The organism is Myxococcus sp. AB025B, assembly GCF_006518215.1.
In the GTDB taxonomy this organism is placed as follows: domain Bacteria; phylum Myxococcota; class Myxococcia; order Myxococcales; family Myxococcaceae; genus Myxococcus; species Myxococcus fulvus.
This window is the reverse complement of the sequence record NZ_SRLW01000020.1, coordinates 1-24,192: the sequence shown is the minus strand read 5'-3', so window position 1 is coordinate 24,192 and position 24,192 is coordinate 1. Positions and strand designations below refer to the sequence as shown.

The window sequence follows — 24,192 nt, the reverse complement described above, 5'->3', positions numbered from 1 at the left end:
GGTGTGGAAGACAGCGTGTTGGGGCACCTGGAGCGCGCCGCGGAGTCCTTTGCCCGGTACGACGAAGACGAGGCGCTCGGCGCCCTGTTGGCCGCCTGGCGGGTGTGTCGCTCACCGGCGCTGGTCAAGCTGTGTGAGGAGGTCGAGCGGCGCCTGGCCGCGAATCGTCTCGACGCGGAGGGCAACGAGAAGCCGTCGCCGGACGGGACGCGGGAGGTCACTCCCAGAGCCATGGCGTCGACCCTCGTGTCGGAGACAAGGCGGTCCTCGACACTGGAGATGTTCTACCTCGACCAGGTCCTGCGGATGTCCCCGAACCCGCAGCTCGGGCCCGCGCTGGTGAGCCTGTCCGGGCGGCCCGAGTTCCAGGTTCCGCTGAACCTGACGAAGCTGTGTCTGGCGCTCAAGCACGTGGGCCCGCCCTTCGACATCGCGCCGCTCCAGGCGCTGCAAGCCAGACTGTCGCCGGACAACGAATCCGCCGGTCGGCTCGCCTTCATCATCCGGATGGGGCGTGAGTGGGTGCCTCCGGTCCTGGGTGCGCGCGCCGAGGCCGTGCTGCGGGACGTGCGCAACGCGCTCGACGCGAGAGGGGACCATGAGCGGCGCCGCGCGAGCATCCGGGAGCAGTGGCTGCCCCAGGTCTACGCCCAGCTCGACGACGATGCCGCGCGGCTGGTGATGGCCGATGAGCTGGTGGCCCTCGGAGACCCCTGGGGCGAGTTCATCGTGCTGCAATGCTCGCCCGCTCCCGATGAGGCCCGGGTCGACGCGCTGCTCGCGGCGCATCGAACGAGCTGGGAGGAGCCTCTGGGGCTGCTCGTCATGCCGGGCACGACGCGTTTCGAGCGAGGGTTCCCAGTGGCTGTCCAACTGGGTGGGAGCGCCACCCTTCAACCGCCCTGGCCCGAGCCGGGCGTCGCGTGGAGCACGGTGCGGGAGATTGATTGGGGCGGAGGTCTCGACAGGGATTGGTTCATGCATGCGCACCTGCGCGGTGTCCGACGGATTCGTCGGATGGCTTTCGCGGCGGCGCACGACCTGGACCTCCATCCTTCCGTGAGCAGGCTGGAGTTGTGTGAGTGTGGAGGGCACGGGGCCCATCTGGTCGCGGGGCCTGGGGTTGGCTGGTCGAAGACGTTCGAGAAGCTGGCGCTGCTGCCGAGCTTGTCGTGGCTGGAGCTCCGCGACGCGGACCCGGTGGGCCTGCGCCACTGCGCCAGCTCTTCCCTGGCGAGGAAGCTGGAGCGCTTGGATGCCGACAGGCAGGCCGCATGGCGGCTGACGGTGCGGCCCGCGGAGCAGGTGCCCATCGAGGCGACGCTGGTGAGCGAAGAGGCCGTCGGCCGTTTCGTGGACGTCCTGCGCGCGGCGGAAGGATTCGGGACGCGAGGGCTTCGCGTGCGCTGCGAGCGCAGGCTCAAGCCCTGGCAGATGCAAGACCTGAAGCAGGCCACGGAGGCCTACGCTCACGTCGAGTGGGTGTGAGGCCCGCTGGGCCCAAGGACAATTCATCTGTCCGGTGGCGGACTGCCCTCCCGCGCTCGCTTGAGCAATGTCTGGCAATCCCTACCCTCTCCAGGTGGAGGTCCCACGCCCATGGACACCCGACTCGAGCTCCTGTCTCGCGAATACCTGGAGTCGCCTCACGCTCATCTCGCGGAGCTGCGACGCCGTGGCCCCGTCGTCCAGGTGGACCCCGGTGGCATGTGGCTCGTCACCCGCTACGACGAGGCGCAGCAGGTGCTCAAGTCCGCGAGCCTCTTCTCGTCCCAGGGGCTGCGATTGACCGCGCAGCCGCCGTGGCTCCAGCGCGTCAACCCCTTGGCCGACTCGCTCCTCTTCCTGGATCCGCCCCAGCACGGGCGACTGCGCGCGCTCATCAGCCGTGCCTTCACTCCCGCGGCGCTGGCGCAATTGGAGGCCCGCCTGCGCGGGGTCGCCCGGCAGCACGTGGCCGACATGATGGACAAGAAGCACGTGGACTTCGTGGACGCCTTCGCCATGCCCATTCCCGCGACCGTGATGGGCTGGCTCCTCGGGCTGGACGCCTCGTTGCAGCAACACTTCATGCGCTGGACCCGTGTCCTCGTCACCATGAATGGAGTCCAGCCGGAGGGCGCAGGGGAGATGGAGCGTCAGCACCGCACCCTCGATGAGCTGGAGCGGTATTTCCAAGGCGTGCTGGACGAGCGGCGGAGCGCTCCGCGGGATGACATGGTCAGCGACCTGCTCCGGGCGCGGGTGGACGGGGTGGCGCTGACCCATCACGAGTTGATGAGCTTCCTCTTCCTGCTGCTCGTCGCGGGGCTGGAGACCACCGTCAACCTGCTCAGCCAATGCGCGCGGGTGTTCTTCCAACATCCGGAGCTGCTGCTCCGCCTGCGCAAAGACCCCACTCTCATCCCTCGCTTCGTCGAGGAGACCCTGCGCTACGAGCCCAGCGTGATGTCCACGCTGCGCCTGTGCACCCAGGACGTGACGCTGGCCGGAGTGGAGCTGCCCCAGGGGGCCCTGGTCCTGGTGTCGCTGGCCTCCGCCGCCCGCGACGAGAAGTATTTTCCGGACGGCGACCGGTTCATCCTGGAGCGGGAGGGCCCGCCGCGCCTCTCCTTCGGACATGGGGCCCACTACTGTCTGGGGGCCATGCTCTCGCGGATGGAGGCTCGCGTCGCCCTGGAGGAGCTCGTCTCCCGGGTGGAGCGGCTGGAGCTCCGCACGGAGCACATCGACTGGACGACCTCCCTCATCGTCCGTGGGCCGGTCACGCTTCCCGTCGAGGTCTTTGCTCCCGCGACGGGACAGCCCCTGCCGGCACGCCTCGCGTGACCCAGGACCTGCCCGCCAGTCTCGTCACCCCGGGGAGCCTGGAAGGGGAGGGGATACCAGTTCCAGTGGTCGGACGAAGCGCGGGCCGCGAGGGAAGGCGGGGTGGGTGGGGCCCAGGGCCAGGATGGCCACCAGGGCGATGAGCGACTGCTGCTCCCAGCTCAGGGCGCCTGCGGAACGTAGCGCAGGCGGGTGCCTCCGACGCCGTGCTCGAGGAGCACCTGCTCGAGCGGGGAGGAGAGGTCTCCGTCCGTGGCGGTCCGCTTCAGTTGGTCCTTCTGTCGGTTCTCGACCTTCGTGGGCGGGTTGGCGGGTTTGTTCGCGAAGAGATTTCTCTCGGACTCCTCTGCCTTCCGTCCTGCCTTCGCGGTGCCTCCGCCGGTCATCGGGTACAGGCCGTCGTCCGGGAGCATGTCCGCGAATTTGTGGGTTCCGTTGGCGATCTCCTGGAGACTCAGCACGCTGTTGAAGATGACGGAGCGGTGTCGGGCGGGCTCAGCGACCATCCAGGTGACGAGCATCTCCCTCAACAGGGCGTGGAAGCTGGCGAGCGCGTCCGGAGGATCCTTGGCGGGGTTCTTCACCATGTCCAGCATCGCTTGGGCGAGCACCGGGTCGTCCACGCTCTCTGCTGCCTGCAGATGGGTCAGTCGCTTGAGGAACTCGGGATAGCTGACCTTGTGCTCCGGTCCGGCGTTGCCGGGCGTTCGCAATCCCTGCTGGTTGGGGTTCTCGTCGTAGGCAATCGGCGCGCCATGTCCGAGAACGATGAACTCTCCCTTGGGCAGGCTCTTGCTCGGGCCCTTCACGCCAATGGGGATCCTCCCGGAGCCCACCGGCAGGCTGAGCAACTTGCTTTCTGTCTTTTTGCTCTCCGCGACCTCGCGCAGGCCCTGGGCCGCCGAAGCCCACCAGATGAGCCCGTCACCACTGGGCGTCAGCTCTCCAGTGCTGACGGAGCGGGTCCGGCCGGTGGGATCTTCGGATATCGCGGAGTCGATGACGTCCACGTCAATGGGGGCCCCGGGCGTGTCGGTTCCAGGCTTGACGTGGTCATGGAGCCTGTTGGCCGCGCCGCCCAGCGCCAACGAGGCCCTGGCGCTCTCGTTGTCTGGGGGGAGGGTCGGCTGTTCACGGAGCACGGGGCGGCTCTTGATGGCTTCGATTCGCGCCTTGAGCCTGAGGCCCGCCAGCTCCTCCTCGCTGCCCGGAGGCGCCGCTTTCGCCATCCACGCCCCGATGTTCTTGGACAGGGTGTTGAGCTTGGAGAGATAGTTCTTGAGAACGTTCTTGCTCGCGGCGGGCGGACCCTCGCTCAGCACGTCGAACTGCGCTTGCAGGTCCCCTGGAACCAATGCGTCTCCCGGCTGGGGCACGTGATGGTTGGCGCGAAGCAGCCCGGTGGCGCCGTCGTAGATGTTGTTCGTGGCGTCATCCCAGATCTGGTGCTCCAGCAGTCCCGGAGGAATCAGTGCGAGGTCGGGCGCCGGGCCGGCGTAGGCGGTGTCCTCCGGGACGACGCCCGCTCCCTGCCTTCGCCATTCCATCCGCTGGATGGGCGCGGCGGAGCTCGGTGCGCCCGGGTTGAGCGAGGTGCCGACGCGCGACAGCGCCCGCACGCGAGGACTCTGGTCGAGCTCTCCCTGACGCGCTCTCAACTGGCTGACGTGGGGGGTGTCCGTCGTGTGCCCCGCGCGCATCACGGGCTGCCTGGCGCGCTCGTGGGTTGACCGGGCCATCTGGGTCCGCATGCGGGGCTCCTGTCCATGCCACGTGGAGGCCAGGGATTGTGGAGGGCCCCCCGCGGCGAAGGAAGGAGCGGGGACGTTCGGCCCTGTCCCAGGACTCGCTGGGGCGGTGGGATGCACCACCGCTGACCTGGTCAGGCCCACGCGCTCCAGGTTCGAGCGCGAGAGGAAGACGGAGGGCTGACGAAGTCGCGAGGGCGGTGGCCCCGGGGGCGGGCTGGGGGTAGCGTGACCGTCCATGCGTCACACTCTCATCGTTTCCTTGTCGGTCGTGCTGTGGGCGACGGGCTGTGCCCATTCGGGGGCTCCGTCGCTCCCCGCGAGTCATGGACAGCTCTCCCTCGCGATGGCGTACCAACTGGACCCGGAAGGCAATCCGCGCGAGGCCTCGGAGCTGCCGCCCGCGTCGTTGTTCAACCCGGGGGCGAAGGGAGGCGTCGCGCCGGAGAGGGCGCGTGAGGCCTTCGTCGAGGCCGTGGCGCTGTTGAAGGGCGCGCCCACGGAGGTGCAGGTGCGGCAGGCCTCCGCGACGCTGTCGGCCGCTTGCGCCGTCGACCTGTTCGACGCCTGTGAGTTCCTGCTCACGAACTTCCAGCCCGTGAAGCGGGTGGAGGGGCCGTCGATGCCGGACGTCCCGAAGGAGGTCTTCCTCCTCCGCAAACCACAGGTGGTCGTCCTCCGGGGCCGGGTGGACACGGACGGACGCGCGCGGGAACTCCAGGTCGTGGAGTCTCTCTTCCCGAAGTTCGGCGAGGAGCTGGTGAAGGTCTTCGCCGCGACCCGGTATCAACCGGCCATGCTCGCGGGGCATCCCATCGCGACCTCGCGCCTCTTCCGGATCCAGTTCCAGATGCCCCTCGAGAACCGGACTCCCGAGGCGGAGCTGGAGTGGGTCCGGATGCGCGTCGCCCGCTTCCCCGGGAGCGCCGACGCCTGGTCGCACCTGGCGAAGTTGCTGGGCTCACAGACTCCCGAGGCCCCTGGCTATGTCGAAGCGCTCGAGCGGTTGAACGCGTTGGCACCGACGTACTGGTGGGCCGCGAACGAGCTGTCATGGCACTACGTCCAGGCGGGGCGCCACGCGGAGGCGGAGCCGAGGGTGCGGGTGGCCCGGCAACTGGCGCCGCGCAACGCCTATGTGCTGGAGACCTCCGCCGCGGTCCTTCGGGGGCTGGGGCGGTGCGAGGAGGCGCTGGCGGACCAGCGGCAAGCCGTGGCGAGGCTCCAGGAGCAGTGGCCGCGAGAGGAGCGGGAGCGGTTCGAGCGCACCCTCGCGGACTACCAGCGGGACTGCCCGGGTGGGTCCCCGCCCGCGCCGAGTCCTGTCGCGCCCTGAATCGCCGCGTCGTCGTCCTGCCTCACGCGACCTGGCTGGTGCCGGATTCTCCCGGCGCCGCCTACGCGTGAAGAAGGAAGCCGCGAGCGCCGGGGTGCGAGGATGCGCGGTTCGATGATTCCTCTCATCCGCGAGCGCCCAGGCCCACGTCGCGGGAGGCTCCCGCTTCATGTTCCACCGCACCGAGGAGGTGGGGGCGCCACGGCGAGGCTCTCGCTGCCTCGCGTGGTCGTGGACGTGCGTGGCGTGACAGCCGCGTGGAGGTTGGAGATCATCTCGTGAGCCCATGCACCTCCGCGCGGGCGCCGTGAACCCTCACGAGGTCATCCAGCGATGCACACCGTCATTCAACGGGTCGAGTCAGCACGGGCTTTGGAGTCGCATGCGGCGAGGCCGGTCGCGCAGCGCTTCTCCGCGGGAGTGAGCGGGTTGGGGATGCTGGCGGAGCGCCTCAATCAGCGCCCCTCGGTCCAGGCGCTGCTCCAGCGTCAGCGCGGGTACGACGAGGGACCTCGTGCGGCGCCGGTACAGCGGATGTCGTGGGGCGGGAGCGGCGTCGTCCAGCGCGAGGGTGACAGCGACAGCGAGGACGTGGTGGACGCGGACCCGTCGAAGTACGCGGACTTCGACCGGAGGGCGCACGAGGAGTTCCTGCGCAACCCCATCTATCAGCAATGGGTGCAATCGATTCTCGAACAAGGCTCAGTCAATGTCAGCACCGGGAACACGGACCCCTATGCCCCGCTCGCGGCCTGGCGCCCGCTGGCCCGGCAGATTCTCATCCAGGAGCGGGTGACGCCGTCGCCCCGGCGCGCCAGCATGATGGCGTTCGAGATGACCAATGCCTTGCAGACGCCACGGACGGATGCGTTGAAGGCGCGGGCGCTGGCGGGCGAGTTCGAGGACCCGTCCGATGTGAACGCGGGAGAGACACGCTATGCCCACGAGGCGGAGCGCTCCGAGTACGACGGCCTGTCCATGCACCACCAGATGATGGCGCATGGCATCCAGAACCTGGGATGGCCCGCCGCGCTCGACACCTACGGGCCGAAGCTGCAGGAGGGTGGGGTCTGGGACACCTTCGAGAAGTACCTGGCGCAGCAGGAGCAGCGCGGGCACACGAACATGCATCGCTCCAACTACAACCAGTGGCGCGGCCCCTGATATCGGAGGAGCTGTCGGTCCCAGGTTCCTCGCGACAGCAGCACGGTCGTCAGCGAGGCTGGGTCGCGTGGACCTCCCACGCGACCTCCAGGCTCTCGTGCCGCCGGACGGTGACGCTCTTCAAGAAGCCCGGCGTCTGCCCTGGCACGAGCCGGAGCCCTGGGAGGCTCCGGAGCAGGGCCTCCAGCGCCAGGCGCGCCTCGAGCCGCGCGAGCGGGGCGCCGATGCAGAAATGCAGCCCCTGCCCGAAGGCGAGGTGCTTCTTGACGTCAGGCCGGCGGACATCGAAGCGCTCCGGCTCGTGGAACCGGGCCTCGTCGCGGTTGGCGGACGCGTAGACGATGCGGATGTGGGCGCCCTTGGGGATGGGGACGCCCCCGAGCTCCACGGGCTCCAGCGCGGTCCGGAACATGGCATGCACGGGGGAGGTCATCCGCACGGCCTCCTCGACGGCGCCCGCGATGAGGGCCGGGTCCTCCCGAAGGGCCTGGAGTTGTTCCGGGTGCTCGAGCAGGAGCTCGACCGCGCCCACGATGAGGCCCGCGGTCGTCTCGTGCCCCGCGAAGTGGACCTGCATCAGCATGCTGACGAGCTCCGCCATGCTCATGGGCGGCGTCATCTCCTTCGAGCCGGTGACGATGTCGCTCAGCAGGTCCTCCCGGGGCGCTGTCTTGCGTTCCTCGAGCGCCTGGGCGAGGTAGCGCTGGAATTCGACCACGCCCCGGGCGCAGGCGACCTGGTGTTCGATGGAGCCATGGGCGGCGAGGACCGTGGTCAGCTCGTCGGACCAGCGCCGGAACCGGTGGATGTCCGCGCGGGGGATGCCGAGGATCTCCGCGATGATGCTGGCCGACAGCGGATGGGCGAACCGGAGGAACAGGTCCGCCTTGCCCTCGTTCCGGAAGGAGTCGATGAGCTCGTCCACGAGGGCGCGGATGAAGGGCTCCTTCTCCGCGAGGCGCCGCCCGGTGAAGGCCTTGCTGACGAGGCCGCGGAAGCGCGAATGCGCGGGTGGATCATTGTCGACGAGGCTGGGGACCAGGGGGTAGCCGTCCATCAGCGCGGCGACGACTTCGGGAGGCGTGGTCGCGGCGCCCACGGTGATGGATTCAGCGGAGGAGAAGCGCTCGGTATCGGCGACCACGGCGCTGATGTCCGCATGTCGCGTCACCACCCACGCCCCCAGCGCCGGGCTGAAGAACACCGGCGCCTCCCGCCGCGCACGCGCGAGGAAAGGGTGGGGGTTCTCGAGTTGGGGAGAGTCGAGCGGGCGGTACTCGGACCCGAGTCCTGACGCGGCGCTGTCCTTGAACATGCGTGCTGCCCTCCCTCGAAGGTTCGTCGGAGGGCTGAAGCCTAACCCAAGGGAGGGCCGCCAGCTCAGGGCTCGGAGAAGCCGCCGCGCACCCAGGCGTTGGCGGTGTCTCTGTTGAACTTGAAGTTCATCGGCACGCGATGCTTGGCGACCGTGGCGCCCGCGTCGTCGATGGCCGAGAGCAGGGCGTGGGGCTCGTACTCATCGGCGACCAGCTCCAGGCGGACCTCGTACCAGCGGCCCTCCCAGGCGATGGAGAGCTTGCGGGTCATGGCCTGGTCGCGCTGTCGGGCGGAGCGGTCGAGGACCTCCGAGGCCGTCTTCACGAAGGTCGCGAACGCGGGCGCGTCGAAGGGCTTGGGGTTCTTCTTGTCGCGGCCCATGACCCACGGGCTGATGAGGACGGGCTCGGGGATGCCCTGCTTGCGGATCTCCACGGCCCAGCCGTCATCCTCCTCGTTCTTGATGACGCGGGCCGACCAACCATTCTTCCGCCAGAACGTGGGCTCCATCACTTCGGGTTCGGCGGGCGTGCGCTCTTCACTCATGCGGTTCTTCATACCCTCCGACGGCGGTGGGACGGAGCGGAGAATGCGCCTTCTCCGCACCCCGGCAGTCGACCGCGCGCTCGACGCCCTCGCTGTCGAGCACTGCGCGTGTCCGCTCAAGGGCCCGACTCGCCGAAACCGGGGTCCGGGTCCGCGTCGCCGACGCGCTGGCCCGCCTCCGGCCCGGCATCGAGCTGCTGCTCGAACGCGCCCAGAAAGCGCGCACCGTCCGCGACGACCTGCGCCCCGCCGAGCTGATCGCCCTGCTCGCGGCCATCTGCCAGGAAGCGCTCGCGGACGAGTGGAGCGAATCATTCCGCAAGCGTGCGCTCAACCTCCTCTTCGACGGCCTGCGGCCGACCGCGAGACGTTGACCGCCATCCCACGCCGGACAGGGCCGCCGCCTCGCCGTCCAGGTCCGTTGGGACGTGGGGGCCTCAGGCCGCCGTCGCCGGCTTCCTGAGCAGCTCGACGAGGGCGGAGATGCTGTGTTCCCCGTGGCCCCGCGCGACGGCCTCGCGAAGCAGGTCGTGCATGGGCTCGTGCCACGAGACGTCGAGGTTCCCCTCGGCTCCTATCTCGTGGTCGTAGGGGATGCCCTCGTGGAACAGCCCCAGCGATGAAGCGGGCTTGCTGTAGTCACCCGTGTCGATCTCCTCCGCCAGCGAGGGCAGCACAGCGCAGATCATCTGCAGCCATTTGACGGTGTAGGGCACCAGCGTGCTCGCGCTCTTGCCTCGACTCGTGACGAGGGCTGCTCCCTGGAAGAAGCCCAGGAGCGCGGGGAGGAGGGTGCCACCCACGGCCATCTCGTACAGCTTGGCGAGGTCGGGTTCGGTGCCGAGGTGCACGGTGTCTCCGCCGAGCACCTTCAGCACGCCCTGGTGCTCGTCGAAGACCGCCTTGTCGCCGCTGTAGAGGAGGAGGGTGTCCGGTTTGCCCACCGCGTCCGGGACGTTCTTCACCGCGCCGTCCAGGAAGCGGAGGTCATGGCGCGTGGCCCACTCGGCCAGTCCGCGAGCGCTGGCGGGTGTTCCGGAGTTCAGCGTGACGAGGGTACGGCCCGCCAGGGCGGACGCGGCGGGGGCCAGCACCTGGAGCGTGGCGTCGTAGGTCGTCAGGCAGGCGATGACGAGCGGGCTCGCGGCGACCGCGGCTTCGATGTCGCGGACCTGTGTGGCGCCCCTCGCCACCAGGGGTGCGGCCTTCTCAGCGGTGCGGTTCCACACCGTGGTCGGGTGCCCGGCGTCGAGGAAGGCCCTAGCCAGCGCGGCCCCCATCGAGCCGAGCCCGATGACGCTCACCGCGATGCGGTGGTCGTCCTGTGAAGTCTTGTTCCTGTGCATGGTCAGCTCATCCGAAGGAGAAGGTGGCCCTCGCGCTCGCGGAGGACGGTCCTTCTCTGGTGGGATGCTGACGATTTGACAAGTACCGGCATTTTTATCGGGTACTGATGTTTTTGTTCGGATGGAGCCGGAATGAAGCGACGCAAGTACACCTGTGGATTGGATGCGGCCATCGACGTGATGGGCGGAAAATGGAAGGCCCTCATCCTGTGGGCGTTGCAGACCGGAACGATGCGCTTCGGTGAGCTCAAGCGCTCGGTGCCGGGGCTCAGCGAGCGGGTCTTGATTGCTCAGCTCAAGGAGATGGAAGCCAGCGGGCTGGTGCATCGCGAGGTGTTCCACCAGGTGCCCCCGAAGGTGGAGTACTCGCTGACGGAGCTGGGCCACTCGCTCATCACCGCGCTCCTTCCGCTGGGGGAGTGGGGCGAGAAGAACATGGCGCGCATCGAGGCCATCGCACGCCGGGCCCAGCCGCGCTCTTGATGGGGGAAGGCTGGACAGGCGTGCCACGATGACACCCGCCTGGGTTGCCTCCGTGAGCGTGCGCGCGGCTGCGGTAGGGGGTGTTGCTCGCCGTGGAGCGCCTGCTCGGGGAGTTGAGCCGGCTGGAGCACGCCTTTCGCGCCAAGGGGAGGGAGCTCACGGGCCTGCTCAAGGTGGGGCGCACCCAATTGCAGGACGCGGTGCCCATGACGGTGCGCCAGGAGCTCGAGGGGTTCGCCACCGCCCTCGCGGAGGAGCACCCGCGCTACGCGGTGGCGATGTCCGCGTTGTGCTCGATAAAGCTCGTCCCTTCTTCATGGGTGCTCTCAGCGAGGAGCGCGGCTGCCTCCGTTGTCCTGTCGCGGTGGTGTCAGTGCCTCACCCGCGTGGCGAGCCACGCCATCGGCAGGTAGGCGACCACGATGTCGAGCACGATGAACCACGTCGGCGCGGGAATCATGAAGCTCGCGGCGATGCCGCCGGCCAGGAAGAGCGCGCCCACCGCGAACGCGAAGACCGTGCGATGACTCCCAGCGACGAGGAACGCGACCAGCGCTCCGGCGAAAGTGCCGAGCGCGTGGGCCAGGAACGGAAACACGAAGTGCTTCGGCTCGAACAGGTGAATCGCGGCGGCGAGGCTCTCGGCGTTGGAGGTATCGACACCGGCGGGGGCGGGAATCACCCGTGGGCCGAGCATCACGAGCGCCATGTTGACGACCGAGCCCACCGCGAAGCCGACGATGACCGCGAGGATGTTGCGAATGATTTTCATGGAGTAGGCCGCGCAGTGTGACATGCCGCTGCGCGGCTGTCCCTCAATCGGCGACGCTTCACGTGGCTACGGGGTCGTCGTACAGGCGTACGGTGTCCAGGCGGAGGCGCCCGCCGCGTTCTGGGAGCGGATGGCGAAGCACATATAGGTATTGGGCGACAGGCCCGTCCACGTGTACGTGGTGGTGTTGGCGCCCAGGTTCACGGTCGTGACTCCGTTGGTGAGCTGGAACCCGGTCTCGTTGCCGGAGGTGTCCGTCCAGTTCACCCGGATGCTGGTGCCGCTGATGGCGGTGGCCGTTTGATTCGTCGGCATGGCGGGCACCGTGGGCGTGGTGGTGCATGCCCACGGCGTCCAGGGGGAGGTGCCCGTGGCGCTGTAGGCGCGGATGGCGAAGCACATATAGGTGTTGGGCGACAGGCCCGCCCACGTGTACGTGGTGGTGTTGGCGCCCAGGCTGACGGTGGTGACACCGTTGGTGAGCTGGAATCCGGTTTCATTGCTGGACCTGTCGGTCCAGTTGACGCGGATGCTGGTGCCATTGAGCGCGGTTGCCGTCTGTCCGGTGGGAGCCGCCGGAACGGTGAAGAAGGCGCTCTTGTTCGTGGCGAGGGAGTTGCGGTCGTAGTCGTTCAGTCCGATGGTGGGGTAGTCCCACCAGAAGCCCATCACGGAGGTCTCCATCCCCCAGCCCACGCTATCGGGGTGGGGAAGGCCGAAGCCGTGGCCGAGCTCGTGCGCGACGGCGCCGGTCTGCTTGCGCTGGCCGGACCACCAGTAGGCTCCCTCCGCCACGTGGCCCTGGAGGCTGTCGATGGCCCAGTCGCCGACGATGGCCTGTCCGCCGTTGCCGCCGGTGTACCCACGGCCTCCCGCGAAGCCGCCAGCGCCCTTGAAGAAGATCATCGTGACGTAGCCGCTCTGATTTTGAGCCGGAGGGGTGGGGTAGCCGCGGGAGTGCAGCTCCGCCATGACGGCCCCCTCCATGTTGCCCGTGATGGTGATGACCCCGTCGTCGTAGATGTTCCCCGGCCCCCAGGAGATGCCGTACGACTCCTTGTTGCCGTTGGCCTGAACCACCTGCACCGGGTTGAGCACGAAGGTCGCGCCGTTGTTGTAGGTCGCATAGAAGCGCTGGATGTCGGCCATCGCGTTGTTGATGGCGGTGGCCTCTGCCTGCACTTCGGAGCTGCTCACGCTCCAGTCGGTGGGCACGAACAAGACTGGCACCACCGAGTAGTCCGGCCACGGATACGGAAATGTCGGGCTGGCTGTCGCGACGCTCGGCCCCAGCGCGCTGGAGAGGAGGAGGGCCGCGCAGAAGATGCTGAGACATCTGTTCATGAAATGCTCCTGAGGCAGGATGGCCCCGGTCAGGGATTCGGGCCGAGGAGGGGTGTGGCGCGTGGGAGTGTAAGCCGCGCATGTGTTGCCCGATAGGACACCCGGAAGGCGGAGCGGACTTGTTGTGGGACGTGTTTTACAATCGCAATGCGATTGTTCGGTGAACCCATACTGATTGGGCTTCGGGTTCGGAAGTGCGCGCCTTTCGAGGCAGGTTTCGACCTGTCAATATCTGGGCAGCGTGACATGCATGTGACGCGGGCGCTCAGATTCGAGGGCGTGTCGCCGCCAGCGCTGGCGCTGTCGGAACACCCTGTTCAGGGGACATCCATGGCGAAGCGTGAGTGGTGGGCTGTCCTGCTTTTCCTGCTGGCGAGCTGTGCGTCGGCACCGACCGTCCACAGCGGGGCTGCCGGGCTGCTGTTCGAGGATGACTCCTCAGAGGACTGCCGCAAGGCGGCGGAGGACGATGGGGACGAAGGGTGCGTCACCATCGCGTGCGAGGGTGGCGCGTGTGGGCTCTACCGTTGTGAGGACGTGGCATCCGCCGCGGTGGCGTTCCGTACGGGCGCGCCGGCTGCTCCGATGGCGGGCATGGGCAACTCGCCGCAGCGGTACTGGGGAGGCCCGCAGGTGCTGCCGGGCCGTGAGCCGGTGCTCGTCTTCCGGAAGGAGCGCCCGGAGGAGTTGCCAAGCCAGAAAACGCTCCGCACGGCGCGTAGGGAGTGGGAGCAGGCCACGAAGGAGAAGCACCACATCTTCCCCCGAGCCTTCGAGCCCTACTTCAACCGGCGCGGTATCAACATCCACGAGTACACCCTTGCCATCGATGTGAAGCTGCACAAGCAAATCCACGGAGGGGCCAGCGGTGCGCCTTGGAACGCGGATTGGCGCCAGTACATCGAGCGCATCGAGCGGGATGCGCTTGAGGATGGCGCCTCTGGTGCGGAGGTGCGAAAGCAGCTCTTCGAGTTCGCTGGGGGCATGATTCAGAAGTACCGTCTCGTCGGGATGCCGATGTCGTACTGGCAGCAGCTCACCGCGAACATGCAACTGGCGAAGGAATAGGGATGCGCTACTACCGACTCGACCCTATCGACGACGCGGCGGACGCCCAGGGGCGCTGGAGCCTTGACGCGAAGCGACGCTGGGGCCTGCCGGGGACGGAGTGCCCTCGGTGCCACTCCTCGCCGTTGGCCATCGCGCTCAACTACCCGAGCGTCGATCTGTCCAAGCTGCCTGAGGAGCGGGAGTACCGGAAGGCGAGGGTGGCCCCGTGGGACGAGTACGTCCAGCTCCGTGACCGCATCCTGCCGCTGCTGCCGCCAGGTGCCGTCGTTCAGCCGGGAATAGGGATGGGGCCGCTTGCGGGGCGGGTTCGCGGGCGCCCGTCACCCGTCGCGATGGATTCGTCGTGGAACCTCTTCGCCCAGCCCGAGGGCGTGGAGCGGCTGCTGGCGGCGGGCCTGGGCGGGATCAAGTCCGCGACGACCGAGATAAAGGCTGCGCGTGACGTCCCTCCGCTCCTGGAGATGGAGCTCCAGGTGGGTGGCGATTACGTGCCGGAGTGTCGCCCCGCGCCGGCGGGCGAGCCGTGCCCTGTGTGTGGCGTGCAGCGAAGGCGGAGGCCGGCGGTGGGTGCTGAGTGGCTCGACTCCTCCGCGATGCACGGGCTCGACGTCTTCCGGTTCACATGGAACCCAGCCATGACGGTTGCGAGCGAGCGCTTCGTGGCGGTCCTCCGCGACCTGGGCGACACCGGTATCCGGGTGACAGAGGTGGCCGTCAGGTGGCCAGCCGAGGCTGGCTCGTCCCCGTAGCAGACGGTGCGGCCTCCGGACAGCGCACTCCAGGTCAGTCGAGCGGCAGGAAGTCCGGCCGGGACGCGCTCTTGGACATGGGCCCGGTGGGCCCGTCGTTGAGGATGCACTCGCCAGCGATGGGCTCGGACACTTCGCAGCCCGACTTCGGGTTGCCCCAGCGCTCGGTGCGGTTCAGCCAGGACAGGCTTCCCTCGAAGGTCCCCGGCGTGCGCCAGTCGAAGGGGACCAGCGCGCTCCACGTGTCCCAGGCGATGCCGCGGCCGGTGTCGTCCGCCAGGAAGTCCCCGTTGGGCAGGTTCCGATAGATGTGCCGCGCGGCATCCGCGTAGAGGCCATGCGAGCCCAGGGCGGAGAAGAGCTCCGGTCGCCAGCCCGACAAGCCCAGGCCCTTGTCGCCATAGGTGAAGGTCTGTCCGCTGGCGTGCTGGCTCAGGTAGACCTGCGACGGGCGGCCCTCCACGAAACGCACCGTGGCGTGCTCCCAATCCCCCACGTGGTTGCCAAAGGTGGAGTAGCCGCCCACACAGCCCCAGGGCGAGTACCAGCCGATGCAGACCCGCTTGCCATTGTTGTATGGGTAGAACATCCAATACACCACGTCGGTGGTGGACGTGGGCTGGCCATTCACGGTGCGGGTGATGAGCTCCGCATAGACAGGCACCGGCGTCTGGTTCGGCCGCTGCCCGTCCAGGAACTGCGGGTCCGTGCAGGAGTCGCAGCCCAGCGCCTGGTTCGTCACCTGATGACCGCCCTCCACGTGCACGTTGGCGAGGTGGAACTCGGTGGAGGAGGGGAAGTAGGCCTCGCTCGGGTGCAGCCACACGCGAGGGGCGAAGGCCACCGCCGTGGCAGCGCTCACGGGCAGCCCCTGAAGCTCCGGGTGCGCCGTCGCGCTCTTGTTGATGGCCCAGTAGCGGCTGCCCCCCGTGTCGGAGTGACTGGGGCGCGCGACGAAGGTGGTGGCGGGCAGTCCCCGGTGATTCCTGGCGTTCGGCTGCCAGAGTCCCACGTCATTGTCCGCGCCGGAGCCGCTGTCATTCCACACGGCGACCGGATCGGCTGCCACCACGTACTCGCTCTTGAGGCAGCGGATGAGGTCCGTGGAGGGCTTGCCGTAGCCCAGCACCCCGACCGCGCCCAGGCAGGTGTAGCCAGCGGGCGCCACGGGCTCCCAGAACGAGCCGTCATGGGTGCCGCCGGAGCCCTTGTCGTTCCAGACCCAGACGTAGTCCACGGGCCGCGCGAGCAGGTCTCCCTCGCCTTGCACCACGAGCGCTGTCGAGGGGGCGGGGCCTCCGCCGCCGTTGGGCATCGCGACATCGCCCAGGGAGTAGTAGCCCGGAGCCTGGGCGAGGTTGGGCCGCCAGATGGAGACGTCGTTGTGCGAGCCCGTGCCGCTGTCGTCGTAGATCCACTGGAAGGCGGAGACGGGCTTGAGGAGGAGTCGCTGGCTGAAGCGCAGCGGCGCCCTGTCGGAGGTGAGGGTGAGGTCCGCGCTCTGGCCCGGAGAGACCGTCGCCGCGACGAGCTTGTACGTGCCGGGGGAAAGGGAGGCGGAGATCCGCGCGCCCAGGTTGCCCGCGCTGTTGTCATCCTCGGCGAGCACATTGCCGCTCGCATCGAGGAGATAGAGGTAGGCGTCCACGGACGAGGTGAGCGAGAAGGTCACCGTCGCCGTGGGGCCCGCATGGTCGACGATGAAGGTGCGATTGCCGGGATGCGTGGGATTCCTGCCACCCGAGCCGAGCCAACGCCCATACACCGTGTTGCCCTGGAGTCCCGCGAGGGACGCCTCCGTGTCGCGGAGCACGGTGTCTTCCACGGCCTCCAGCGGACCCCCACATCCCAACGCGCTCACTCCCAGCGACGACAGCACGAGCCAGCGGCGTGAACCCAGACGTCCAGCGAGCATACGGGCCTCTTCATGATCCTGTGTGAGCGCGCAGGATACACTCGATGCGGAACGCGACCATCGCTGCCCCAGGCTCCAGGCAGCGGGCAGCAAGGAGCGGCTGATCTTGGTATTCGAGCCGAGGACCCGAGAGGGCATGTCAGACCGGTGATGTGCAATCTCCTCGGCGGGCGCGCGCGGCCCAGGGGAAGGTGGACCCCTCTGAGCAGCAGCGCCACGACATGACACCGTGGAGGCTTGGGACTTGGAACCCTCTGGACACAGATTCGGAAGCGCCGTGGTCATCGGCGGCAGCATGGCGGGACTCCTGAGCGCGCGGGTGCTCGCGGACCACTTCGACAAGGTGACGCTGGTGGAGCGGGATGTGCGGGGGGAGGGGCCCGCCGCGCGCAAGGGTGTTCCGCAAGGGCCGCACATCCATGTGCTGCTGGACGCGGGCCGGCGCATCCTCGACAAGTACTTCCCAGACCTGTTCGAGCAACTCCAGGTCCAGGGCGCCGAGCTCATCGACTCGAGCGGGGACCTCGCCTGGCATCACTTCGGGGTGTGGAAGCTGCGCCGCACCAGCGGCATCCCCGGGTTGCTGTGCACCCGGCCCCTGCTCGAGTGGAACGTCCTGCGCCGGGTGAAGGCGCGGCCCAACGTCGTGGTGCGCGAGGGCTGCTCCATCGAAGGGCTCATCCACGACGAGAAGGGCACGGGACGCATCACGGGCGTCCGGGTCAAGACACCCCAGGGCGAGGAGTCGTGGTCGGCGGACCTCGTCGTGGATGCCAGCGGCCGGGGCTCGCGGATGCCTCAGTGGTTGGAAGCCCTCGGCTACGCGCGCCCGGAGGAGGAGCAGGTCGTCGTGGACCTTTCCTACACGACGTGCCTGCACGAGCCGCCGCCCCACTTCCAGAAGGAATGGAAGGCGCTCTTCCTCTATCCAAATCCTCCCAAGGCCTGGCGCGCGGGTTTCATCTCACACGTCGAGGGAGGCCGGTGGATCGTCACCCTCAATGGCTACTTCGGGGAGCACGCGCCCACTGAGTACGCGGGGTTCCTCGAGTACGCGCGCTCACTGACGCGTCCGGACCTGTACGACTTCCTGAAAGAGGCCACGCCGATAGGGCCCATCTCCCAGCACAAGGTGAAGGACTGCCGGTGGCGGCACTACGAGAAGCTGCCCCGTTTTCCCGAGGGGCTGGTCATCCTGGGAGACGCCGCGTGTGCCTTCAACCCCCTCTACGGGCAAGGCATGTCGGTGGCGGGGCTTGGCGCCGAGCTGCTGGACGCCTGCCTTCGCGAGCAGACCGGACTGTCGGGCCTGGCGCAGCGCTTCCGCGAGCGGCTGCCTGAAGTCATCCGGCTCCCGTGGCTGTTGGGCACGGGCATGGACCTGCTGTATCGGCAGGCCGTTGGGAAGCGGCCCTTCGGGCTGGGCTTGCTGCACTGGTACATCCTGCGGCTGATGGAGCGCACGTCGACGGACGCACACGTCCATCGCCAGTTCTACCGGATACTGCATCTGCACGCGGGGCTGGAGGCGGTTCTCCAGCCCTCCGTGGCCTTGCCCGTGTTGGGCCATGGCGTCATGTCGCTCTTCCGCCCGCTCGAGCGGCTGGCGAATACCGAGACACGAGCTCCCCCGCGTCCAGGCCCTGTCCCGGTTGAGAAGTCCACGGGGTAGAGGGGTGTGCTCAGCCTCAACCCTCGCTGCGCGGAGAACTCCTTCTGCGTCAGGCCGCTCGCATCGAAGGCTTCGGCGACCTGGAACCCCTCCTGCTTCTCAACCGGTTTCGACATTCCGGCCAGGGCCCTCCTCAACGGCTGGCCCGGCAGTGCCTTCCGCCACGTCGCTCGCCGGACGGTGACGGCCGTTCTGCTCGGCCAGGGGACGGGAACCGCCAGCTCATCGCGGCTTGCGCGCCATCAGGAATACGTTCTGCGCGCTGTCGCCGACGTCGGGCGTCTCGATATCGACGAATCCCGCATCGGCGACAGCGGCCCGAAGCTCGTCTCGGCGGAGCACCGTTACCCGTGGCGCCTTGCCAAGCCAACGCATCACCGCGAGGAGGCCCCCGAACATTGGCCCCAGGGGGCCGCCGAGGCACGCAGTGGAGGTGACGAGCGTGCCCCCCGGCACGGTCACTCGATACATCGCGTGCAGGAGCGCCGCTGGATCGTCAAGCAGGTGCAGGAGGTTGTAGGCGCATACGCAGTCGAACTGCGCGTCCGTGAACGCGTCCAGCGTGCCGGCAGGCTGCGCGTGGAAGACGACGTTCGCGGTGCCCGCAGCCGCGGCCTTGCGGTGGGCGATGGCGATCATGTTCCGCGAGATGTCGACCCCATGTGCCTCCGCCACGTGGGGCGCGAGCTCGAGGACGATGCTGCCGGTGCCACACCCCACGTCGAGCAGTCGGTCCGTCGGGCGGAGCCGGTCCCTGCTCAGTGCGAGCTTGCGAGCGGTCGCGGCGGGGTTCGGGAGCGGTTTCTTCGCGTACCTCTCGGCGATTGCGTCCCAGAATCGAGCGTTCGGGTGCGTCGTCATGTCGGCCTCCTGGTCCGCTGGTGGATACACCGGAGGCGTTCGGTCAGGCTGGTGCGTCGGCGGAACGCTGTGGTGCGTCCGTGCGCCGCCCGGCGTACCGCGCGATGCGACGCTCGAACCCCTCGCGGATGACGCCGCGGACCGCCTGCACGCGCGCGTTGTCGCGCAGGTCCGGGTGGTACAGGAGCCAGATATCGGCGACGTGCCGGGCGTCTGCCTCTGGAAGCCGCACCAGCCCGGGCTCCGCGTCTCCGACATAGGCGGGGAGGATCACCAGGCCGAGCCCCTCGATCGCCGCGCGCACCAGCAGATGCAAGGTGGAGAACGCGCCCCACATCGGCAGCCCCGGATAGCTGCCCTCGCGGACGAGGGGCTCGAGTTGACGACGATCTTCGATGGTGAGCCACCGCGCCGCGCCCCCGCGTGGATCAAGCCGCTCTACATGCGCCGCTCCAACGAAGTTGACGCACACGATGGGGGCAAGCCGCCGCCCGGCCAGGTACTCCGGTGGCGTGGTGTCTCTGGGGAGTGCCCGCACGGCGAGGTCGGCTTCGCCCTTGGCGAGGTTGAAGGGCCGGCTGTCAGTCGTGACCGCGATCTCCACGCTCGGGTGCTGCGCGCACCAGGGCCGCAGGTCCTCGAGGATCTGCCCTGCGACGTACTCGTCGCAGCACGTGAGATGGACCGTCCCCGACAGGCTCTCGTCATGTCCGGCAGCGCCGCGCGTCAGCGCGCAGACCTCGTCTTCGACGCGCACGGCCGCCGGCATCATTCGCTCGCCGGCATCGGTGAGCACGAACCCGTCGCGATGCCGGTCGAACAGCCGGGTCCTCAGCTCGGACTCGAGCGCGTCGACCCGCCGGACGACCGTGCTGTGGCTCACGCCGAGTTCAGCGCCGGCGGCGCGCACCGAGCCGAGCCGAGCCAGCGCGAGGAAGTAGCGGAGATCGTTCCAGTCCACGGGGGAGGACTATACCTGTGACGCACGGTAACGAGCCGCCGCGGAGCGAACCTCCGTCAACTCCACGAGGTTTCCCTCTCGATTCCAGGTCCCTCCAGGGGCGAGGCGTACGGGACTCGAACCCGTACTCCAACCGACGCTCCCCCGACGCTGCACCTTGCCATGGGGCCCAAGGGCGGACGATTCTCCGCCCCCCATGAGCGTGCTCGACAAGGTGCTGTCATTGCGGCCCGGCAACACGGTGGCCCGGGTAGGCGCGAGCTCGCGCGTGCCGCTGCTCAACCCGCGTGAACCGCTGCGCGCCCTCGAGCGCCTCCCGGTGGCCCTGGCCTGTCTCCCCGTCCAGTCGAAGGCCGCGCTGCCGGGCCTGCTCCGCGCCGCGCGCTCCGAGGACGCGGTCCTCGGCCTGGCCTGTCCGCACCCCACCGCGGACCGTGGCGCCGCCGAGCGCTTCATCGCGGCCGTGCACGAGGCCGCCGCCGAGGCCGAGCACGCGCGCCCCCTGTTCCTCCAGGCCGGTCCCATCCGCGTCACCGGCTCCGACGAGGACTCCCTCGCCCCCCTGCGCGAGGGCCTCTTCCGTGTCGTCGATGCCGGCTTCACCCTGGTCTCCCTCGACCTGTCCCGCCTGGACTCCTACGCCGCCGTGGAGGCCGTGAACGCCCTCGTCGGCCCCGTGACGGAGCGCGAGCTCGCCCTCGAACTCAGCGCCCCGACGCCCGCCTTGGGCGGCCTCATCGACGCCTACCGCACCCTCCTCGAGGGACTGTCCCAGTGGAAGGTCCCCCTCCGCTTCGTCCGTGTCTCCGAACGTGACCTCGGCGGCGCCGAACCCGACGTGGGCACGCTCCGCTCCATCGTCGACCTGGCCACGGACTACAACGCCTCCGTCTGCGTCGGCGACGTCCGCGAGGGCTTCCCCCGCATGCTCCCCTCCTACGTCGCCGCGGGCGCGAAGAAGGTCGACTGCGTGGGCCCCTTCGAGCGGCTCGCGCTGACCTCATGGCCCCCCGAGGTCCGCGAGAGCCTCGAGTCCAGGTCCACCGCCTCCGGCGTCGCCGCCGGAGAGCTCCTGAGCGTCGTCGAGGACTCCCTGCCGCCCCTCGACCCCCAGGCCCGCGAGCGGCTCGAGGCTCTCTCGTTCGCCGAAGCCGCCGAGGTCCTCGCCGCCCTGGGCGCCGCGGGCACGGGCCACTCCGTGATGCGCTTCCTCGCGCAGAACCAGGGCGAGTAGCCCCCGCGCGGTGTAGAAGGCCCCCATGCGAATCGTCTCAGGCTCCGCGAAGGGCAGGGCGCTGGCCGGCCCCAAGCCCACGTCGCAACACATCCGCCCCACCGCGGACCGCGTGCGGGAGACCCTCTTCAACGTGCTCGGCCAGTTCCTCGACGGCCAGCGCGTCCTCGACCTCTACGCCGGCACCGGCGCCCTCGGCCTCGAGGCCCTGTCCCGCGGCGCGGGCGCCGTGGTCCTCGTCGACCAGGACCGCGAGGCCCAGGCGCTGTGCAAGCAGAACACCCAGGCGCTCGGCTTCTCGGCCCAGGTGGAGCTGCTCTCCCAGCCCGTAGCGCGGGGGCTCGACACCCTGGGACGCCGGGGCGACCGCTTCGAGCTCATCTTCGCGGACCCACCCTACGCGGCGCGCGTGGTGGAGACGGTGCTGGAGGCCGTCATGGCGGCGGGGGTGCTCGCGCCCGGCGGGATGCTCGTCGTCGAGCACGACAAGCGCGAGGAGGCCCCCGAGTCCCACGCCGGACTCACCCGGGAGGACCAGCGCCGCTTCGGCGACACGCTGGTCTCGTTCTACCGGGCGCCGTGAGCATTCCTTGACCGGCCCTCGGCCCCGTCCGAGACTCCCCGTCGCATGCCTGTCGCCATCTACCCAGGTTCGTTCGATCCGCTCACCAACGGGCACCTGAGCCTCATCCAGCGCAGCCTGAAGATGTTCGACAAAGTCATCGTCGCCATCGCGGTGAACCCCAAGAAGACCCCCCTCTTCACCGAGGACGAGCGGCGCGACCTCATCCGCGACGCCGTGAAGGACGACCGCGTGGAGGTGGACGCCTTCCATGGTCTGCTGGTCGACTACGTCAAGCGCCGCGGGGTGAACGTCATCGTCCGCGGGCTGCGCGCGGTGTCGGACTTCGAATACGAGTTCCAGCTCGCGAACATGAACCGCAAGCTGGCGCCCACCGTGGAGACCGTCTTCATGATGACGGGTGAGGACTACTTCTACATCTCCTCCCAGCTCGTGCGTGAAGTCGCCTCGTTCGGAGGGGACGTCACGGGGCTGGTTCCCCCCAACGTCCACGCGGGGCTGCAGGCGAAATTCGCGCGGAAGACGTAGCGGCCCGACAGCCCTTGTCGGGCCGGCCCTGGCGCGCTACGCATCCGGGCCATGAAACTCGCCCGCCGGCTCCAGGCCATCAAGCCCTCCCCGACGCTCGCTCTCAACTCCCGCGCCAAGGCGCTCGCGGCCCAAGGTGTGGACGTCGTGGTCCTGGCGGCGGGCGAGCCCGACTTCGACACGCCCGACTACGTCAAGCAGGCCGCAATCGACGCGCTCAACGCGGGCTTCACCAAGTACACCGCCACCGCGGGCATCCCCGAGCTGCGCGAGGCCATCTGCCACAAGCTGGAGCGCGACAACGGGCTGCGCTTCACCCCCGAGCAGGTGCTCGTCACCTCCGGCGGCAAGCAGGCGCTCTACAACTTCTGCCAGGCGGTGCTGGACGAGGGTGACGAGGTCATCATCTTCGCGCCCTACTGGGTCAGCTACCCGGACATGGTGCGGCTGGCCGGCGCGACGCCCGTCATCGTCAACACGCGCGAGGAGGACGGCTTCGCGCCGGACCCGGACGCCATCCGCCGGGTGCTCACCCCGCGCACGCGCGCCATCATCATCAACAGCCCGGGCAACCCCACCGGCGCCGTGTACTCGCGCGCCGCGCTGGAGGGCATCGCCGACGCCGTGCGCGGCCACGACTGTCTCATCGTCACCGACGACATCTACGAGAAGCTCCTCTACACGGGCGAGCGGCTGGGCATCAGCGACGTGGCCCCGGACCTGGTGCCCCGGCTCGTCGTCGTCAACGGCATGAGCAAGGCGTACTCCATGACGGGCTGGCGCCTGGGCTACGCGGCGGGGCCCCGGCCCGTGCTGTCCGCGATGCAGCTGGTGCAGGACCAGTCCACGTCCAACGCCTCGTCCATCGGCCAGAAGGCGGCGCTGGCGGCGCTCAAGGGCCCGCCGGACACCATCGCGGCCATGGTGAAGGAGTACAAGGAGCGCCGGGACTTCTTCGTGGGCGGCCTCAACGCACTCGACGGCGTGAAGTGCCGGATGCCCGAGGGCGCCTTCTACGCACTCGCGGACGTGCGCGGCCTCTACGGGCGGCCCTACAAGGGCAAGGCCGTGGCGGGCTCGGTGCAGCTCTCCGAAATCCTGCTGGACGACTTCCGCGTCGCCGCGGTGCCGGGAGATCCGTTCGGCGCCGAGGGCTACATCCGCATGAGCTTCGCGACCTCGCGCCAGGTGCTCGGCAAGGGGCTGGAGCGGCTGGGCGAGCTGGTCCAGGCGCTGCGCTGAAGTCCCTCGAGCGCTCCGGTGTCGCCCGAGCGCGACGCCGGAGCGAACGGGCTCAGTCCGTGTAGGCGAAGGCGCGGTGCTCCTCGCCATAGGGGCGATAGACGAGCACCGCGGCGCGGCCGGAGAGGTTGCCCACGGCCACCCAGATGTCCTTCGCGTTGCGCAGGTCCAGGCCCAGCCGGGCGGGGGCCTTGCCGTACTTCTTCTCCATCGCCTCGAGCGTGAGCACCTCCACGTCGTAGAGCGAGATGAGGTCCGTGCGCTTCACGCGCAGCTGCTTCACCCACGCGGCGACGAGCTCCTCGGGCGTGGCGTAGCGCTTGTCCTCGAGCTGGAACGGGTAGAACAGCTCGTTGGCGGTGCTGCGCACGTGTCCACCCGCTTGAACACCGGACGGATGTTGCGCGAGTGCCGGTGCGCTCGCACCTCCTCCTCCGGGTAGCCGAGCAGCTTGCCCAGGTACTTGTCGGAGAAGCCGTGCGCCTTCGCCT

At 68.9% G+C, this 24,192-nt stretch carries 24 protein-coding genes; 14 read left to right on the top strand and 10 right to left on the bottom strand.

All coding sequences use genetic code 11. From position 1 onward, the window contains the following. The first annotated feature begins 3 nt into the window (after positions 1–3). Together FL311_RS05435 and FL311_RS05430 are read left to right on the top strand one after the other, a co-directional pair. The gene (locus FL311_RS05435) at positions 4–1,488 is read left to right on the top strand and encodes a 3-deoxy-7-phosphoheptulonate synthase (RefSeq protein ID WP_141323877.1); all 1,485 of its coding nucleotides are present in this window, start codon (positions 4–6) and stop codon (positions 1,486–1,488) included. 111 nt (positions 1,489–1,599) lie between these two features. Beyond that, positions 1,600–2,829 carry a cytochrome P450 gene (locus tag FL311_RS05430; protein ID WP_141323876.1) on the top strand — a complete coding sequence of 410 codons (1,230 nt, stop codon included), beginning with the start codon at positions 1,600–1,602 and terminating at the stop codon, positions 2,827–2,829. Between the two features lie 161 nt (positions 2,830–2,990). Here the strand turns inward: FL311_RS05430 and FL311_RS05425 are convergent, their stop codons facing one another. Further along, on the bottom strand, positions 2,991–4,580 hold the full coding sequence (locus tag FL311_RS05425; RefSeq protein ID WP_141323875.1) for a hypothetical protein: 1,590 nt from the start codon (positions 4,578–4,580) through the stop codon (positions 2,991–2,993). A gap of 235 nt (positions 4,581–4,815) precedes the next feature. Here FL311_RS05425 and FL311_RS05420 point away from each other — a divergent pair, with 235 nt between their 5' ends. Continuing rightward, the gene (locus FL311_RS05420; RefSeq protein WP_194869066.1) at positions 4,816–5,913 is read left to right on the top strand and encodes a hypothetical protein; all 1,098 of its coding nucleotides are present in this window, start codon (positions 4,816–4,818) and stop codon (positions 5,911–5,913) included. 333 nt (positions 5,914–6,246) lie between these two features. Beyond that, on the top strand, positions 6,247–7,077 hold the full coding sequence (locus FL311_RS05415; protein WP_141323873.1) for a hypothetical protein: 831 nt from the start codon (positions 6,247–6,249) through the stop codon (positions 7,075–7,077). Between the two features lie 49 nt (positions 7,078–7,126). On the opposite strand, the gene FL311_RS05410 is transcribed toward FL311_RS05415, so the two are convergent. Together FL311_RS05410 and FL311_RS05405 are read right to left on the bottom strand one after the other, a co-directional pair. Continuing rightward, complete coding sequence (locus FL311_RS05410; RefSeq protein WP_141323872.1) at positions 7,127–8,392, bottom strand: cytochrome P450; 1,266 nt, start codon at positions 8,390–8,392, stop codon at positions 7,127–7,129. A gap of 65 nt (positions 8,393–8,457) precedes the next feature. Continuing rightward, positions 8,458–8,940 carry a hypothetical protein gene (locus FL311_RS05405; protein ID WP_141323871.1) on the bottom strand — a complete coding sequence of 161 codons (483 nt, stop codon included), beginning with the start codon at positions 8,938–8,940 and terminating at the stop codon, positions 8,458–8,460. A gap of 26 nt (positions 8,941–8,966) precedes the next feature. On the opposite strand from FL311_RS05405, the gene FL311_RS05400 reads away from it, so the two are divergent. Further along, on the top strand, positions 8,967–9,314 hold the full coding sequence (locus FL311_RS05400) for a hypothetical protein (RefSeq protein ID WP_141323870.1): 348 nt from the start codon (positions 8,967–8,969) through the stop codon (positions 9,312–9,314). A gap of 63 nt (positions 9,315–9,377) precedes the next feature. On the opposite strand, the gene FL311_RS05395 is transcribed toward FL311_RS05400, so the two are convergent. Then, positions 9,378–10,286 (bottom strand): NAD(P)-dependent oxidoreductase, encoded by a 909-nt coding sequence (locus FL311_RS05395; protein WP_141323869.1) that lies wholly within the window; start codon positions 10,284–10,286, stop codon positions 9,378–9,380. A 132-nt stretch (positions 10,287–10,418) separates the two neighbouring features. Between FL311_RS05395 and FL311_RS05390 the strand changes: the two genes are divergently transcribed. Both FL311_RS05390 and FL311_RS05385 read left to right on the top strand, forming a co-directional pair. Continuing rightward, the gene (locus FL311_RS05390; RefSeq protein ID WP_141323868.1) at positions 10,419–10,769 is read left to right on the top strand and encodes a helix-turn-helix domain-containing protein; all 351 of its coding nucleotides are present in this window, start codon (positions 10,419–10,421) and stop codon (positions 10,767–10,769) included. Positions 10,770–10,861: 92 nt separating this feature from the next. Further along, the gene (locus FL311_RS05385) at positions 10,862–11,182 is read left to right on the top strand and encodes a lyase family protein (RefSeq protein WP_248543449.1); all 321 of its coding nucleotides are present in this window, start codon (positions 10,862–10,864) and stop codon (positions 11,180–11,182) included. On the opposite strand, the gene FL311_RS05380 is transcribed toward FL311_RS05385, so the two are convergent. Together FL311_RS05380 and FL311_RS05375 are read right to left on the bottom strand one after the other, a co-directional pair. Beyond that, entirely contained in the window at positions 11,140–11,541 is a 402-nt protein-coding gene (locus FL311_RS05380; RefSeq protein ID WP_141323867.1) for a hypothetical protein, read from the bottom strand. The genes FL311_RS05385 and FL311_RS05380 overlap by 43 nt on opposite strands. 66 nt (positions 11,542–11,607) lie before the next feature. Next, a complete protein-coding gene (locus FL311_RS05375) occupies positions 11,608–12,885 on the bottom strand; it encodes a fibronectin type III domain-containing protein (protein ID WP_141323866.1) in 1,278 nt (425 codons plus the stop codon). Positions 12,886–13,215: 330 nt separating this feature from the next. Between FL311_RS05375 and FL311_RS05370 the strand changes: the two genes are divergently transcribed. Both FL311_RS05370 and FL311_RS05365 read left to right on the top strand, forming a co-directional pair. Next, positions 13,216–13,953 (top strand): TIGR02269 family lipoprotein, encoded by a 738-nt coding sequence (locus FL311_RS05370; protein WP_194869065.1) that lies wholly within the window; start codon positions 13,216–13,218, stop codon positions 13,951–13,953. A gap of 2 nt (positions 13,954–13,955) precedes the next feature. Then, entirely contained in the window at positions 13,956–14,705 is a 750-nt protein-coding gene (locus FL311_RS05365; protein ID WP_141323864.1) for a double-CXXCG motif protein, read from the top strand. Positions 14,706–14,739: 34 nt separating this feature from the next. On the opposite strand, the gene FL311_RS05360 is transcribed toward FL311_RS05365, so the two are convergent. Then, the gene (locus tag FL311_RS05360; RefSeq protein WP_141323863.1) at positions 14,740–16,620 is read right to left on the bottom strand and encodes a Vps62-related protein; all 1,881 of its coding nucleotides are present in this window, start codon (positions 16,618–16,620) and stop codon (positions 14,740–14,742) included. A 229-nt stretch (positions 16,621–16,849) separates the two neighbouring features. Between FL311_RS05360 and FL311_RS05355 the strand changes: the two genes are divergently transcribed. Then, on the top strand, positions 16,850–18,292 hold the full coding sequence (locus FL311_RS05355; RefSeq protein WP_228556683.1) for an NAD(P)/FAD-dependent oxidoreductase: 1,443 nt from the start codon (positions 16,850–16,852) through the stop codon (positions 18,290–18,292). A gap of 222 nt (positions 18,293–18,514) precedes the next feature. Here FL311_RS05355 and FL311_RS05345 read toward each other — a convergent pair whose 3' ends face one another. Continuing rightward, positions 18,515–19,153, bottom strand: a complete 639-nt coding sequence (locus FL311_RS05345; RefSeq protein ID WP_141323861.1) for a class I SAM-dependent methyltransferase — start codon at positions 19,151–19,153, stop codon at positions 18,515–18,517. A 43-nt stretch (positions 19,154–19,196) separates the two neighbouring features. Beyond that, the gene (locus FL311_RS05340) at positions 19,197–20,114 is read right to left on the bottom strand and encodes a LysR family transcriptional regulator (protein WP_141323860.1); all 918 of its coding nucleotides are present in this window, start codon (positions 20,112–20,114) and stop codon (positions 19,197–19,199) included. 196 nt (positions 20,115–20,310) lie between these two features. Between FL311_RS05340 and FL311_RS05335 the strand changes: the two genes are divergently transcribed. Genes FL311_RS05335 through FL311_RS05320 form a run of 4 tightly spaced genes read left to right on the top strand, consistent with a single transcriptional unit; the run spans position 20,311 to position 23,701 of the window. Beyond that, positions 20,311–21,348: a hypothetical protein gene (locus FL311_RS05335; RefSeq protein ID WP_141323859.1), complete on the top strand. Its 1,038-nt coding sequence runs from the start codon at positions 20,311–20,313 to the stop codon at positions 21,346–21,348. A gap of 25 nt (positions 21,349–21,373) precedes the next feature. Further along, entirely contained in the window at positions 21,374–21,931 is a 558-nt protein-coding gene (rsmD, locus tag FL311_RS05330) for a 16S rRNA (guanine(966)-N(2))-methyltransferase RsmD (RefSeq protein ID WP_141323858.1), read from the top strand. A 45-nt stretch (positions 21,932–21,976) separates the two neighbouring features. Further along, a complete protein-coding gene (gene coaD, locus FL311_RS05325; RefSeq protein ID WP_046714191.1) occupies positions 21,977–22,459 on the top strand; it encodes a pantetheine-phosphate adenylyltransferase in 483 nt (160 codons plus the stop codon). 51 nt (positions 22,460–22,510) lie between these two features. After that, positions 22,511–23,701, top strand: coding sequence for a pyridoxal phosphate-dependent aminotransferase (locus tag FL311_RS05320; RefSeq protein WP_141323857.1), 1,191 nt, complete (start codon positions 22,511–22,513; stop codon positions 23,699–23,701). Between the two features lie 52 nt (positions 23,702–23,753). Here the strand turns inward: FL311_RS05320 and FL311_RS05315 are convergent, their stop codons facing one another. Further along, a complete protein-coding gene (locus tag FL311_RS05315; protein WP_228556682.1) occupies positions 23,754–24,071 on the bottom strand; it encodes a hypothetical protein in 318 nt (105 codons plus the stop codon). Positions 24,072–24,192: the final 121 nt, after the last annotated feature.